General features: G+C 43.1%; 14 protein-coding genes and 1 riboswitch. Of the genes, 4 read left to right on the top strand and 10 right to left on the bottom strand.

Annotated elements, in window-relative coordinates; genetic code table 11:
- Both CWB60_RS06060 and CWB60_RS06055 read left to right on the top strand, forming a co-directional pair.
- Positions 1-595 (top strand): ABC transporter permease (locus CWB60_RS06060; protein ID WP_138628005.1); only part of this gene is annotated, 595 nt, incomplete at its 5' end.
- A 13-nt stretch (positions 596-608) separates the two neighbouring features.
- Complete coding sequence (locus CWB60_RS06055; protein ID WP_138579229.1) at positions 609-1,109, top strand: DUF3299 domain-containing protein; 501 nt, start codon at positions 609-611, stop codon at positions 1,107-1,109.
- Positions 1,110-1,114: 5 nt separating this feature from the next.
- On the opposite strand, the gene mutM is transcribed toward CWB60_RS06055, so the two are convergent.
- Together mutM and CWB60_RS06045 are read right to left on the bottom strand one after the other, a co-directional pair.
- Positions 1,115-1,924 (bottom strand): bifunctional DNA-formamidopyrimidine glycosylase/DNA-(apurinic or apyrimidinic site) lyase, encoded by an 810-nt coding sequence (gene mutM, locus CWB60_RS06050; protein ID WP_054983912.1) that lies wholly within the window; start codon positions 1,922-1,924, stop codon positions 1,115-1,117.
- The gene (locus CWB60_RS06045; protein ID WP_138579227.1) at positions 1,924-2,439 is read right to left on the bottom strand and encodes a hypothetical protein; all 516 of its coding nucleotides are present in this window, start codon (positions 2,437-2,439) and stop codon (positions 1,924-1,926) included. The genes mutM and CWB60_RS06045 overlap by 1 nt, the downstream gene beginning before the upstream one ends.
- Positions 2,440-2,557: 118 nt before the next feature.
- Between CWB60_RS06045 and CWB60_RS06040 the strand changes: the two genes are divergently transcribed.
- Complete coding sequence (locus CWB60_RS06040) at positions 2,558-3,484, top strand: manganese-dependent inorganic pyrophosphatase (RefSeq protein ID WP_004589063.1); 927 nt, start codon at positions 2,558-2,560, stop codon at positions 3,482-3,484.
- 266 nt (positions 3,485-3,750) lie between these two features.
- Here the strand turns inward: CWB60_RS06040 and CWB60_RS06035 are convergent, their stop codons facing one another.
- The 8 genes from CWB60_RS06035 to CWB60_RS06000 all read right to left on the bottom strand — a co-directional run bounded on the left by CWB60_RS06035 (position 3,751) and on the right by CWB60_RS06000 (position 11,498).
- On the bottom strand, positions 3,751-4,500 hold the full coding sequence (locus CWB60_RS06035; RefSeq protein WP_138579225.1) for a HesA/MoeB/ThiF family protein: 750 nt from the start codon (positions 4,498-4,500) through the stop codon (positions 3,751-3,753).
- Positions 4,493-6,019: a thiamine phosphate synthase gene (gene thiE / locus CWB60_RS06030; RefSeq protein ID WP_138579223.1), complete on the bottom strand. Its 1,527-nt coding sequence runs from the start codon at positions 6,017-6,019 to the stop codon at positions 4,493-4,495. The genes CWB60_RS06035 and thiE overlap by 8 nt, the downstream gene beginning before the upstream one ends.
- 13 nt (positions 6,020-6,032) lie before the next feature.
- Positions 6,033-6,824 (bottom strand): thiazole synthase, encoded by a 792-nt coding sequence (locus CWB60_RS06025; protein ID WP_138579221.1) that lies wholly within the window; start codon positions 6,822-6,824, stop codon positions 6,033-6,035.
- 4 nt (positions 6,825-6,828) lie between these two features.
- Positions 6,829-7,023, bottom strand: coding sequence for a sulfur carrier protein ThiS (thiS, locus tag CWB60_RS06020; RefSeq protein ID WP_126005866.1), 195 nt, complete (start codon positions 7,021-7,023; stop codon positions 6,829-6,831).
- A 7-nt stretch (positions 7,024-7,030) separates the two neighbouring features.
- Positions 7,031-8,032 (bottom strand): FAD-dependent oxidoreductase, encoded by a 1,002-nt coding sequence (locus CWB60_RS06015; RefSeq protein WP_138579219.1) that lies wholly within the window; start codon positions 8,030-8,032, stop codon positions 7,031-7,033.
- A 55-nt stretch (positions 8,033-8,087) separates the two neighbouring features.
- Positions 8,088-10,040, bottom strand: coding sequence for a phosphomethylpyrimidine synthase ThiC (thiC, locus tag CWB60_RS06010; RefSeq protein WP_138579217.1), 1,953 nt, complete (start codon positions 10,038-10,040; stop codon positions 8,088-8,090).
- A 143-nt stretch (positions 10,041-10,183) separates the two neighbouring features.
- A riboswitch (TPP riboswitch) is annotated at positions 10,184-10,289 on the bottom strand.
- Between the two features lie 94 nt (positions 10,290-10,383).
- Positions 10,384-10,782 (bottom strand): META domain-containing protein, encoded by a 399-nt coding sequence (locus tag CWB60_RS06005; RefSeq protein ID WP_004589048.1) that lies wholly within the window; start codon positions 10,780-10,782, stop codon positions 10,384-10,386.
- Positions 10,783-11,093: 311 nt separating this feature from the next.
- Positions 11,094-11,498, bottom strand: a complete 405-nt coding sequence (locus CWB60_RS06000; RefSeq protein ID WP_004589047.1) for an acyl-CoA thioesterase — start codon at positions 11,496-11,498, stop codon at positions 11,094-11,096.
- Between the two features lie 83 nt (positions 11,499-11,581).
- On the opposite strand from CWB60_RS06000, the gene CWB60_RS05995 reads away from it, so the two are divergent.
- Positions 11,582-13,699 (top strand): TonB-dependent receptor, encoded by a 2,118-nt coding sequence (locus tag CWB60_RS05995; RefSeq protein WP_171036121.1) that lies wholly within the window; start codon positions 11,582-11,584, stop codon positions 13,697-13,699.
- Positions 13,700-14,062: the final 363 nt, after the last annotated feature.

Here is a 14,062-nt window from a genome sequence, read left to right as displayed (position 1 = left end):
GCACGATGAGCACGATGAGCATAACAACCTAATCGGTGAGCCAAGTCAAATTACTGCGTTTTTAATGGGATTCGACTCGCCTTTATACACATTGCAAATTAGGCGTAATATCAACCAATACAAAAAAGAGCCACTTCTGGCCATTATGCCCACAGTGACCCTAAAAGAGCTGTGGCAAATGCTCGCCATTGTCGAAAAAGTACTCTTACTGTTTTCAGGCGTTGTTATATTAGTCAGTTTATTGGGTATGTTGACCACGCTACTGGCCAATTTAAATCAACGCCGAAGAGAACTTGCTATATTGCGCTCAGTCGGCGCACGGCCATGGCAGCTATTTACACTAATAAGCATGGAGTCTTTATTTACAACATTATTAGGCTGCTTGGTTGGCTGTGGTTTGTATTATGGCGTTATGCTTATCAGTAGCAGTTATTTGCAAAGCCATGCAGGCATAAGCGTTAATATTGCCATGCTCTCTTACTATGAACTCACTTTAATAGGCGTTATTATGGCCGCTGGGTTTATAATTGGCTTAATACCAGCTACCCGCGCTTACTTTTATTCGCTTAGCGATGGTATGAGTATAAAAACTTAACTTTAGGAATTTCATGATACTTTTTAAATCCGCGCTTTATTACTGCACGCTAGTAAGCTGCCTACTTATTAGCTTTGTCAGTAGTGCAAACCCGCCGAAAGAAATTTTTTGGGAAGACTTAATCCCGCAAGGGCATGTACAAATAGATACCCAAGCACAGGCTAACCACGAAGGCAGTGAACAAAACTGGGTGCAACCAGAGCTAGATGCTCCTGTGGTTGAAGCATTAAATGGCCAATCAGTGAGCTTACCGGGGTTTGTTGTCCCACTTGAGGGCGACAGTGAAGTCATTACTGAGTTTTTGCTTGTGCCATACTTTGGCGCGTGTATTCACGTACCGCCCCCGCCGCCAAATCAAATCGTTCATGTAACAGTAAAAGGCGGCGTCCCCATAGAGAGCCTGTATGATGCGATTGTTGTTACCGGCGTTATCATTACCGAAACCTGGTCTGGTGAAATAGCCCAAGTGGGCTATAAGATGAAAGCCGTCGGTGTGGCACCGTTTGAGCTATAACACGGCTATTTTTGGCAGTGCTTACAAAACACCGTACTGCGCTGCCCTAGTCTAATTTCTTCAAGTGGCGTTTTACACGTTACGCACGCCTCTCCTTTTCGCCCGTACACTAACAACTGCTGTGCAAAATAACCTGGTTTGCCATCACTTTGGGCAAAGTCTTTAAGGGTTGTACCGCCTTGTGTTATTGCCGCTGCTAGAGTGTCTTTAATAATAGGGATCAGGGTTTGATATCGCTTTAGCGATACTTTTCCTGCTTCGCGTTTTGGGTGTATTCCTGCCTTAAATAACGACTCATTGGCATAAATATTACCTACGCCCACTACCACCGCGTTATCCATGATAAATTGCTTCACGGGGACTTTTTTATTTCGCGACTGCTCGTATACACGCTTTGCAAAAAAATCATCCGTAAGCGGCTCAGGGCCAAGTTTTGAAAGTAACTTATGAACATCCCCCGGTGCTTGCCATAAACAGCAACCAAAGCGGCGAGGGTCGTTTAATCGCAGCGCCTTGTCATTACTAAGAACAAACTCAACATGATCATGCTTTTTAAGCGGCTCGCGTTTATCCACAACGCGCAAATTACCCGACATTCCCAAATGTAAAATAGCACTCCCTAATTCGCAGTGCAGTAATAAATACTTTGCACGGCGCTCAATTCGCTCTACCCTCAACCCTTCTAACTGATAAACATCATCAGGCACAGGCCATCGCATGCTGGCATTATAAATATTTACCTTCGTCACTACCTGGTTTTCTACATGCGGGGTGATCCCCAGTCTACTTACTTCTACCTCTGGTAATTCAGGCATTAATGCAACTCACTTTTTGAAAAATCAACACTTGGAAATAACTGCTTTGCAGTCGCTAAATCAAGCCCCATCACGCGCTGGCTATTTTTTTCCAACAAATAATACTTACCGTTACCTTTGTACAGTAAATAAACCCAAGGTAAGCGCTCACCAGCCAACTCAAAGGTGGCCACATACAATGGTGAGTTTGGATTAAATACAACAGACTCATTTACCTGCATCAACGCAGCCGTTTGCCAATGGTTAATTAGCTCAGCTAATTGCTGCTGTGATGCATCCCACCTCACGGGCGTATTTTCTTTTAATGCGGTTGTACGCCAACTTGTACCAATACGTTCAATTTTCTGATCAACAAAGCTCAGTGTTAACACAAAACTTTGTAATGGCAGTATCGGTTGTAATGTAGGCTCGTCTTCACCCCCTAAAAACTGTTTATGCCAGCCATTTAAAAAGAAGATCATAATCAACATCGAAAAAATAATGACGTTGTTCCAACCTTTGCGGCCCAGTCGCATATTTATACACCCAGTAAATTCAAGATTTTAAAGTGTAACTAAAACTTAATTGCACTGTCTATATGTTAAAGGCCACAGACTTTGGTAGAATATCGGCAAATTTAAAGGAGTTCCGTCAATGTCTATGTATGTAGTGGGCCATAAAATCCCAGATTCAGATTCAATTTGTGGTGCAATTGCACTTGCTTATTTAAAAAACCAAATCGATGAGCCAGCAATTCCAACACGCCTTGGTGAAGTGTCACCAGAAACTCAATTTATCCTAGATAAATTTGGCTTCGAAGCACCTGAGCTTAAATTAAGCTACGCTGGCGAAGATGTATATATTGTTGACCACACAGAAAAAACACAAGCACCAGATGATATCGACCAAGCACGTGTTGTTGGCGTAGTCGATCACCATAAACTAGGCGATTTAACGTCATCTACACCGCTTGAGTGTTGGATCCGTCCGGTAGGCTGTTCAAACACCATTATTAAAATGATGTATGACTTCTACAACGTAGAAATCCCTAAAGATATTGCTGGCATCATGCTATGTGCAATTTTAAGCGATACCGTTATTTTTAAATCGCCGACCTGTACAACGGCTGATATTAAATGTGTAGAAGCACTAGCAGAAATTGCCGGCATCGAAGACTTTAAAGAACTAGGCATGGACATGTTCCGTGTTAAGTCAGCTGTTGAAGACACCCCTGTGCGTGACTTAGTAATGCGTGACTTTAAAGACTTCAACATGAACGGTCACCTAGTGGGCATTGGCCAGCTAGAGGTTATTGACCTTGCAGTGTTTGACGAAATTAAAGCAGACTTAGAAGCCGATATTGCTAAGCTAAAAATTGAAGGCAACCGCCACTCAGTATTTTTACTGCTTACCGACATCATGAAAGAAGGCTCACAAATGCTGATTGCTTCAGATGATGCAAACCTTGTAGAGCAAGCTTACGGTGAAAAGCCGAGCGAAGATAAAGTATGGCTAGATGGCGTATTAAGCCGTAAAAAGCAAGTAGTGCCACCACTACAAGACGTGTTTGCCAAGCTGTAAGCTGTATACTCAGTAATCAAACATACATTATTAAGCACCGCATTTGTGACAATTGCGGTGCTTTTTTATTGGTAGGCGTGAAGCTTGCTCACGCCAAAAATAAAAAGCGCAAATAGATTTTATATCAACGCGCCAGCAAGCAAGGCGCCTATAGATTAATTAAACTACGATGCTAATTTTAGCTGTAGACATAGAGCTTGCTTACGTTAGAAGCGCAGCTTCTGATGGCTTAACCCCGAGTTTAGCCCCGCGAATTACCGCATACTTTATTCACCGCACTCTTTGCAGTTTATATCTTTAATCATTTTAAATTGCTGTTGCTTTAAGCTCAGCGCATCAAAGCTGATAAACACACTACCTTCAACATGCCCTAATAGCATATTAAGCGTAAGCTGTGCCTGCATAGAGCCTATAATTCCTAACAGTGGGCTTATTACACCTGCATTACTACAATTTACAGCGGGAGCGGCGTCACTTTTTGCAAAAACACAGCCATAACATGGGCTATTGTTTTGCCTAAAATCAAAGCCCATAAGTTGCCCACTACTTGCAATCGCGGCACCTGCAATTAAAGGCAACTTATGAGTAAAGCAATAACGGTTAACACTGTAACGTGTGGCAAAATTATCAGAGCAATCAAGTACTATGTCGGCATTTTTTAAAAGCTCCCCTGCGTTGTTATCATCGAGCTTTTTACAATGCGTCACTATTTCTATTTGATTATTAAGGCTTGTTAATACTTTGCCAGCAGCGGTGACCTTGTTTTGCCCTAAGTGATTAATTTTATAAAGCACTTGGCGCTGCAAGTTAGAAAGCTCAACCGCATCATCATCTATTAAAATAAGTTTACCAATACCTGCCGCAGCTAAATACAAAAGTGCAGGGCTACCTAGCCCGCCAACTCCCACTACTGCAACGGTGGCTGCTTTAAGTGCTAACTGCCCTTCTAGCCCCACTTCTTTTAATAATAAGTGGCGACTATAACGCAGGGTTTCTTTATCGCTAAGCTTATTCATTAGGCTGGTTTATAGCACTTTTTAGCGCACTAATTGCAGCAATATAATCATTCGCTTCACTAATCGCGCGTACAACCGCAACACTGCCTACTCCTGTACTTGCAACCTCGCATGCGCGGGTTAAATCTATGCCGCCAATGGCAACAGTTGGGTAGCTTTGCATTAATGGCACACACTTTTTAAGTTTATCGAGACCTTGTATCTGGCCGCTCATATCTTTGGTTGTGGTTGGGTAAATAGCACCAAATGCCATATAACTTGGTCGGTAGTTGTGCGCACGTAACATTTCGTAAAAACCATGGGTAGAAAGCCCAAGCCTTAAACCTGCTTCTTTAATCGCGGCTAAATTAGCGGTTTCTAAATCTTCTTGGCCTAAGTGTACGCCGTAGGCACCGTGCTTTATTGCCAACTGCCAGTAGTCGTTTATAAATACGTGAGCGTGGTACTTTTTACCCAGCTCTACGGCCTGCTTAATTAACTCTTCAAGCTCAAGGTTGGTTTTATTTTTAACGCGAAGCTGCGCCGTAGTAATACCTTGCTGCAAACATTTATCTAGCCAATCTAGGCTATCGACCACAGCATACAAGCCCAGCTTTTTGCTCTCACAAGGTGCAAAATCAGCCGCCATATTAAATTCCAGCGGCACATCAAAATTAATCTCATCACCAAGCCAGCTGCCAGGCTCTATTACTTGCGGGTAGTCATCTAACTGTGTAGGAAAAGCAGTATGTGCAACAGGGCCTATTCCTTCGCCGTATCTAACCGACTGCTTTAAGCCCTGATTTATATAGGCTTTAGCTAAAATAAAAGCATCTTTTAGGGGGTAGTCTTTTGCTAAACACGCGGCAATAACCGAGGCCATGCTACAACCTGTACCATGGCTATGAGGGCTTTGAATTTTTTTATTACCAAGCCAATACTCTTCGCCGTTTTGTGTGCAGTAATCAATACAATAACCTGTTGGGTAATCCCAGTGCCCGCCTTTAATAACAACCGCTTTTGCGCCCCAGCTTAATAACTTTTTTGCAGCGTCTTTCACGGCGCTTGGGCCAATTAAATATACCCCTGTTAATAATTGAGTTTCGTGCGTGTTAGGCGTTATTACATCCACCAGCGGCATTAAGCATTCTTTAATGGCACTTACGGTATCTTCCTCTGTTAATACATCACCACTTGAAGCAATTGCAACGGGGTCGTAAACAATTACAGGCGGTACAGGCCATTTAGCTTTATAATGCGCTATATGCTCGCTTATCAATTGAATTTGCTGCACATTAGCCAGCATGCCAATTTTAATTACTTTGGCTTTCATGTCGCTTTCGAGTGCGAGTAATTGCGATTCAATAATATCGGTAGATACCGCGTTAATGGCCTCTACACCTAAGCTATTTTGCGCCGTAAGCGCGGTAATTGCAGTACAGCCATGCACGCCAAAGCTTTGCATTGCTTTTATATCGGCTTGAATGCCTGCGCCACCACCTGAGTCTGAGCCTGCAATTGTCCACACTAAATTATTCATACTCTTTATTTCCTTACTGCTGATGCCAAAACGGCATACCCATTGTAGGGGTTGAGGGGGCTGCTAAGTCTTTTTCAGGCATTGCTTTGGCATTATACGCAAAGCGCCCTGCCTCTACCGCGGCTTTAAATGCACGGCTCATCGTAATTGGGCAGCCAGCCCCCGCTATCGCTGAATTTAATAATACCGCATCATACCCTAATTCAAGCGCTTGACAGGCATGCGAAGGCAAACCAAGCCCTGCATCTACAATTAATGTTGTGTTTGGTAAGCGCTCACGAATTGTTTTTAAATTATAACTATTTAAAAGCCCCTTACCGGTGCCAATAGGCGCGCCCCAAGGCATAAGCACCTCACACCCTAGCTCGTTTAAACGCTGGCATAGAACTAAATCATCAGTGCAATAAGGCAATACTTTAAAGCCATCATTAATTAATATTTTTGTGGCTTCTAACAATGCGAATGGGTCGGGCTGTAAGTTGTAGTCATCACCTATTAGTTCAAGCTTAATCCAATCGGTTGCAAATACTTCACGGCACATTTTAGCAAGTGTTACGGCTTCTTTTACACTGTGGCACCCTGCGGTATTAGGCAGTATTTTAAGGCCTGTGTTTTTTATAAGCTGCCAAAAGTCATCCCCTGCGGCAGCGCTTTGCTGGCGCCTTAATGACACCGTTACTATTTGCGCGCCAGAGGCTTTTATAGACTCTTCCATCACTGCTGGAGAGGGGTAAAGCGCCGAGCCTATTAATAAACGGCTATTTAGTTGCTCGCCATAAATAATTAAGCAATCGTTACCTTGCATAATGCTACCCACCTTGAATAGGCGATAGCAATTCAATGCTATCCCCTTCGTTAATTGCGGTGCTGGCGTGCAAACTTTGTGGAATAAATTCGCCATTTAGTGCCACCGCGAATGGCGGCTTTGCACCAAAATTTTGTAATACATCAACAAGCACTGCACTTTTAATAGTTAGCAGCTCACCATTAATTGTTATAGTCATTTATTACTCACCCTATTTGAGATAACGCATCAGCCACTAAGGCGGGCCCTAACATATAGCCATGACGATATAAGCCATTAATGCTAATTACGTTACCTGTTTTTAAAACCGCAGGGCGGTTATCGCTAAATGCGGGGCGTAACCCGCTTTGAATATTTAACAGCCGCGCTTCGGCAAACCCGCTGTGCACAGTGTAGGCCGCCGAAAGTAGCTCAAGCGTGGAGCGTACTGTTGCAGGGCCGCTATCATCAGACTCTATTTCAGTTGCACCAATTACATACTCATTATTAGGTTTTGGCGCTATATAAATTGGGTAGCGCGGATGCATTAAACGTACCGGCCGCGTTAAATTAACCTCAGGTGCATGTAACCTGGCCACCTCACCGCGAACCCCTCTAAGGGGTTTATCGCCTTTAGCGCCTAAGCCACGACAATCAATAATGTAATCAAACCCGCGGTTATTCACCTCGCCGTTTTGAATGCTAACGCGTTGGTTAAAAACAAACTTAACCTTACGTTTATTAAGCATGGTAAAGCTTGCTCTATAAAAGGCCTGGTTATCTATTTGCCCTTCGCAGGGTAAAAACACACCTTGGTTAAAACGATTAGCTAATTCGGGTTCTAACTGCATTATTTGCTGAGCATTTAACGCCTGCGCGCTGTGCCCTGCTATAGGCTTAATACGCTGACTAAAGCTTTGTAAGTCACCTTTATCTTGCTGGTGCGCCACGACCAGCGTGCCTTTTTGCTGATAAAAAACCTCGCCTTCAAGCTCGCTCACTATCTCTGGCCAGCGCTTGAGTGAATTTAGCCCCATGATGGCTAAATCCGTTTCACACAATACCGACTCAGCAAGCGGAGCAAGCATTGCCGCAGCCACTTTACCGGCACTATTTTGTGTGTGTTCGTCACTGGCTTCAAACACGGTTACATGATGCGACTTACTAAGCTCAAGGGCAGCTAAGCGCCCTGCTAAACCAAACCCCACAACAGCAATGTTGTAAAACATAAAACCTCCTTTTAATAACAGGCTAGCAGCCATAAGCCGCTAACCTGTTATTGGCTTATATTGCTTTGTGGTAAATTTCTGAGCCCGTTTGTTTAAACTCTTCAGATTTCGCTTTCATTTGCGCTTCTACATCAACCATTTTGATCTCAATTGCATCACCAACATTGTTAGGATCGATCCCGCGTGATTCGAGATCTTTTGCGTAATCGCGTACTTCTTGGGTAATTTTCATTGAGCAAAATTTAGGGCCGCACATAGAGCAAAAGTGCGCTACTTTGCCAGACTCTTGCGGTAAGGTTTCGTCGTGGTATTCACGGGCACGCTCTGGGTCTAAACCAATGTTAAATTGGTCGTGCCATCTAAATTCAAAGCGCGCTTTAGATAATGCATTATCGCGCTCTTGCGCGCCGGGGTGGCCTTTGGCCAAGTCGGCCGCATGCGCTGCAATTTTGTAGGTAATTAAGCCCTCTTTTACATCTTCTTTATTGGGCAAACCTAAATGCTCTTTTGGTGTTACATAACACAGCATGGCACAGCCGTACCACGCTATTTGTGCAGCGCCTATACCCGATGTTATATGGTCGTACCCTGGTGCTATATCAGTCGTTAATGGGCCTAATGTGTAAAAAGGCGCTTCGCCACAATGTTCTAATTGTTCATCCATATTGGCTTTAATCATGTGCATTGGCACATGGCCTGGGCCTTCAATAAATACTTGTACATCGTGTTTCCACGCAATTTTTGTAAGCTCCCCTAACGTACGTAGCTCACTAAATTGCGCTTCGTCGTTGGCATCAGCAATCGAACCTGGACGAAGGCCATCTCCAAGCGAAAAACACACATCGTATTGTTTTAAAATTTCGCAAATATCTTCAAAGTGCGTATATAAAAAGTTTTCTTTATGGTGCGCTAAACACCACTTAGCCATAATTGAGCCACCGCGCGATACAATACCGGTTACACGCTTTGCCGTCATTGGCACGTAACGCAGTAATACGCCGGCATGAATAGTAAAGTAATCAACGCCCTGCTCGGCTTGTTCAATTAACGTATCGCGAAATATCTCCCAAGTTAAATCCTCGGCCACTCCGTTTACTTTTTCTAGCGCCTGATAAATTGGTACCGTGCCAATGGGCACAGGCGAGTTGCGTACTACCCATTCACGGGTTTCGTGAATGTAACGCCCAGTTGATAAATCCATTACGGTATCGGCACCCCAGCGGGTAGACCACACCATTTTTTCTACTTCTTCTTCGATTGATGAGCTTACCGATGAATTACCAATATTAGCGTTAACTTTAACTAAAAAGTTACGGCCAACTATCATGGGCTCGGTTTCGGGGTGGTTAATATTATTTGGTAAAATAGCGCGACCGCGGGCTATTTCGTCGCGTACAAATTCAGGGGTAATAAAATCGGGAATACTCGCCCCAAACGATTCGCCTTTATGCTGTGCTGCTAGCAGCTCTTCTCTAATTTGTGCACGGCCCATGTTTTCGCGTATGGCTACGTATTCCATTTCAGGGGTAATAATGCCTTGGCGAGCATAATGCATTTGCGTCACGTTTTTGCCCGCTTTACCACGGCGAATTTTAGGTAAATGATCAAAGCGAATATGATCAAGGCCGTCATCGGCCATACGTTGCTGAGCAAATTGCGAAGTGACCGAGCCGAGCACTTCAGTGTCGTTGCGCTCTTTTATCCACTGTTCACGAAATTTAGGTAACCCCTTACGTACGTCTAACTCAAAGTTAGGGTCGGTATACGGGCCTGATGTATCGTAAACACGCAGTGGATCGTTTGGCTCATACACAGGGTTTTGCTCATCGCCACCAATAAACGTATCGCTTAATGTAATTTCGCGCATACCCACGCGTACACCGCTTTGGCTGCCCTCAACATACACTTTTTTTGAGCTTGGAAATGGCTGACCCGTTAAATTATAAATATAATCTGACGCAGCAGCGCGTGTTTCTCGACGTGTAGACTTATTTGTAGTGTTTGACATGACTTACCTCATTGCTAAAGGGTTGTCTTGTCAGATATTCCATAAGGAATAGAGAAAGATCGTAAAGCAGTGATTACGCTGCTTTGCGGCCTAAAATGGCTAGTTATTTTGTTGTGCGCATAAAAAAAGACGCACAAGCGTCCCATTTTAGGCAGCTTGTTCCCTACGCAGGTTTTAACCTGATCAGGTTCACGGATCCCGCTTTCGCGATCTCAGCCTTAATTATTTAAGGCACTCCGACAAGTAAAATTATGTTCGTTGATTTGCTATTTTGATCAAATCAGCGTTGAGTGTACGCCAGTTAAAAATTGCCTGCAAGAGGCAGTTTTAAATACTCATGCCACTACTTTGCAATAAATAAAAAAGTTTGATCGCCCTGCATAACTAACTGTGAGCCTTGCATGGTAAGCGTTGCACCTTCTCGTAGCGCTTGTAAAAACTGCTGCTCTAGCTCATCAACGTCTGCTCCGCACGACTTACGCGTCATGCCAAGTTTATTAACGCTAATACTGCTGTCTTTAAGCTCGCCTTCACCAAAAAACTTATTACATCCTGCAAACCCGTTTACTTGCAACGCTTCAATAAAGCTCATTGATGCACTGTAAGAGGCCGGCACAGCTAAACCATCAACCTTTGATAGTTGCCATTGTGTGTACTTTAGCTGCTCAGTGGTCACCGTCCCTGTGGCTGTACAACCAATACATAAACCGATTAAAAGCATCGGTAGTGCTGCTAATTTCATGCTATTTCTAACTAAATATTTAATTACCGTAATAGTAACAATTTTTATGCGGTTTATCCGTTAAAAATGCATGTTTTAAATGTAAATTTTTGTTCTATGATAGTTTAGAGAGTGTTGAACTTTGCAGATTATAACATGTACACAGTAAGGGGGCTTTAATCGCCTTGCTTGATTTGTAACTTAGTAGGCTCGATAACAGCACCTACGCTACCCACTATTTACGATAAACAATCCCACTACCTAGGCGCTGCTATAAAACAAACTAGGTTAAATTTAGCCCCAAAGGTCACAGCCCCTAAAAATTATACCCGCTAATCTTGGGTGTAATTTTTAAATAAATTATCTATTTCGGGAGGTAAAAAAGGGCGCCCTTTTTCATTAACCGAGGTGCCTATAACCTTGGCTTGTAGCATTACTTTGTTGTCGTGTTTACGCACTAAGGTTTGCTTAAACGCAAACTTTATACGGCTTATACGCTCAGGTTCAACTGCTATATAAAATTCATCATCTGGTACAAGCGAATGTTTATAATCAACCTCACTGCGTATCACCACTAAATTAACTTTTTGCTTTGCTAGTAGTGCAAAATCAACCCCATTTGCAAATAAAAACTCATGGCGAGCATGCTCTAAATAATTAAAGTACACACTGTTATTTACAATTCCTTGTAGGTCACATTCGTAATGGCGCACTTTAAAATCAACTTTAAAGGTCATATTAGTAATCCTGATTATTTAACGTATAATCGCTGCGTTATAACACAAGTATTAAAATAATTGCTACCATACGAGTCCCCAAAATGGAGTTAAGTAACCTAATGAACTTACGTTTGTCTTTAATTACTGCGGCGTTATTACCGCTAATTAGTACACCACTTATAGCAAACGCTGATGACAGCGACCTAGAACGAATTGTTGTTACAGGCGACTTTCAACGTGAAAGCATTCAAACATTAAGCGCTAGCGCTAGCCTATTTAGCAAAGATGAAATTAATCAACGTGGTGCAAGTTACTTAGACGAAATGCTAGGTAGTACAGCCAACGTAAACTTTACATCTGGTGCGTCTCGTGGTCGTTATATTCAAATTCGTGGAGTGGGACTTCGTTCACAATTTGTAGATCCAATTAACCCATCGGTTGGCTTAGTTATTGACGGCATTAACTACTCGGGTTTAGGTGGCAGCTCATTATTATTTGATATAGACCAGGTAGAAATTTACCGCGGCCCACAAGGCACTCGCTTTGGTGCAGACGGCATGGCCGGTATGATCCAAATGGAATCAGCTCAGGCAACTGCCGATCCTAGCTTAAAATTACAAGTGGGTATGGGTACTTATAACTCGCGCGAAGCAGGCCTTGCAGCAAGTACTGGATTAACCGACGACACAAGTGCCCGCGTCAGCTACTTTCGCAGAAAATCAGACGGCTACGTAGATAACCTATATTTAAACGAAGAAACTCAACAACAAGATGAGCAAGTAGCCCGCTTTAAATTAAACAGCCAACTTACTGAGCATTTAAACACAGAGTTAAACCTGCACTACATAGATATAAACAACGGCTACGATGCGTTCACGCTTGATAACAGCCGTAATAGTGTAGCCGACGAGCCAGGCCAAGATAATCAACAAAGCTACGCCATTGGTATTAATAATACCTACACAGGCTTTAATGCCTTTGATGTAAGCTTAAACCTTTCAGCTATTGATACAGAGCTACTTTACAGCTTTGATGAAGACTGGGTATGTAACGATGCAAGCGAGCCACAATTATGTGCAGCTGGCCTACACCCTTGGGGTTATAGCTCAACCGATGTATACACGCGTGATCGCGATGATCAATCGGCTAATTTACAATTTAATTCTAAAACAGGTAACTGGGTTGCCGGTGTTTACTATCAAAACCGCGATGTAGATTTAGAGCGAGAATACACTTGGCTTGCAAGTCCATTTGCATCAACCTACGAAACCAGTAACGTAGCTGTTTACGGCCAAGTAGCCACACCTATCGGCCCTAAAACCACGCTCATTACCGGTTTACGTGTAGAGCAATACCAAGGTGATTACACCGACAGCAACGGCTTTATTGAAGAGACTGACGACGTAATGGTAGGCGGTAAAATAGCACTTGAATACCAAGTGATTGACCGTACTATGATCTACACCAGCATTACCCGTGGTTATAAAGCTGGCGGTATTAATTCAGAAGCATTAGCAAAAGCTAAAGATGAAGGCTTAAACCTAGATGCTGATTTTTTCCAGCAGCATACAAGCTTTGACCCTGAATACCTTTGGAGCGGCGAGTTTGGCGTTAAGGGTTCATCGCTTGATGATAAATTTACCCTTCGTTTAGCAGCATTTTATATGTACCGCGACAACATACAGCTAAAAGCATGGCAAGTAGAAGGTCAGCAATTTACAGGCTACGTTGATAACGCAAGCTCTGGTAGCAACTACGGGCTAGAAGTTGAAGGTAGTTACCAACTTACCGAAGATTTATTCTTAACAGGTAGCGCCGGTTACTTAAACACAGAAATTGACGACTTTGTAACGCAATCTGGCTTAAATCAAGACGGTCGTGAGCAAGCGCAATCACCTAAATACCAATACGCATTTAGCGCACGTTACAACTTTACTAATGAGCTGTACGGTATGATTGGTGTTGAAGGTAAGGACGATTACTACTTCTCAGATAGCCATAATTCAAAAGCACCTAGCAGTAATTTAGTAAACCTAAGTTTAGGCTACGAAGCCGACATGTGGGCAGTGCGCGCATGGGCACGTAACGTATTTGACGAAGAAGTACCAACCCGCGGCTTTGAGTTTGGTAACGACCCACTTGATAGCTATGCTACACACACCTACGTGCAATTAGGTGAGCCAAGAGTAGCGGGTATAACGTTTACGTTAGAGCTGTAAGCTGTAAGCTGTAAGAAAATAAATATTAAGCACCGAGTTTACAATAAACGCGGTGCTTTTTTATTGGTAGGCGTGAAGCTTGCTCACGCAAAAAGAAAAAGCGTATAGATTTTATATCAACGCGCCAGCAAGCAAGGCGTTTACAATTAATTATTACTTCTTCACTACTGCATGTTTTCTGTGGTGATAAAATTTCTTTAGTTTTTACTTAAAAGAACAATTTTGACCACCGAGGGCGCAGCGCGCTACACTGAGACGTTGTTTGCTCTTCTCCTTCACTTCTCCGTGTTCTCTGTGGTGATAATAATTTCTTAATCACTTGAATGGGCTTAACCCAAAACAATTATAACGGAGATACACCAG

The sequence above is a fragment of the Pseudoalteromonas sp. S327 genome, from assembly GCF_005886415.1.
Taxonomy (GTDB): Bacteria; Pseudomonadota; Gammaproteobacteria; order Enterobacterales; family Alteromonadaceae; genus Pseudoalteromonas; species Pseudoalteromonas atlantica.
Note: the sequence above shows the minus strand (reverse complement) of the source record. Positions and strands in the feature narration are given on the sequence as shown.

Coding starts and splice junctions, on each gene's coding strand:
- CWB60_RS06040 (WP_004589063.1), top strand. CDS start 2,558: ATGTCTATGTATGTAGTGGGCCATAAAATCCCAGATTCAGATTCAATT.
- thiC (WP_138579217.1), bottom strand. CDS start 10,040: ATGTCAAACACTACAAATAAGTCTACACGTCGAGAAACACGCGCTGCT.
- CWB60_RS05995 (WP_171036121.1), top strand. CDS start 11,582: ATGGAGTTAAGTAACCTAATGAACTTACGTTTGTCTTTAATTACTGCG.
- thiS (WP_126005866.1), bottom strand. CDS start 7,023: ATGACTATAACAATTAATGGTGAGCTGCTAACTATTAAAAGTGCAGTG.
- CWB60_RS06045 (WP_138579227.1), bottom strand. CDS start 2,439: ATGCGACTGGGCCGCAAAGGTTGGAACAACGTCATTATTTTTTCGATG.
- CWB60_RS06005 (WP_004589048.1), bottom strand. CDS start 10,782: ATGAAATTAGCAGCACTACCGATGCTTTTAATCGGTTTATGTATTGGT.
- CWB60_RS06055 (WP_138579229.1), top strand. CDS start 609: ATGATACTTTTTAAATCCGCGCTTTATTACTGCACGCTAGTAAGCTGC.
- thiE (WP_138579223.1), bottom strand. CDS start 6,019: ATGAATAATTTAGTGTGGACAATTGCAGGCTCAGACTCAGGTGGTGGC.
- CWB60_RS06025 (WP_138579221.1), bottom strand. CDS start 6,824: ATGCAAGGTAACGATTGCTTAATTATTTATGGCGAGCAACTAAATAGC.
- CWB60_RS06035 (WP_138579225.1), bottom strand. CDS start 4,500: ATGAATAAGCTTAGCGATAAAGAAACCCTGCGTTATAGTCGCCACTTA.
- mutM (WP_054983912.1), bottom strand. CDS start 1,924: ATGCCTGAATTACCAGAGGTAGAAGTAAGTAGACTGGGGATCACCCCG.
- CWB60_RS06015 (WP_138579219.1), bottom strand. CDS start 8,032: ATGTTTTACAACATTGCTGTTGTGGGGTTTGGTTTAGCAGGGCGCTTA.
- CWB60_RS06000 (WP_004589047.1), bottom strand. CDS start 11,498: ATGACCTTTAAAGTTGATTTTAAAGTGCGCCATTACGAATGTGACCTA.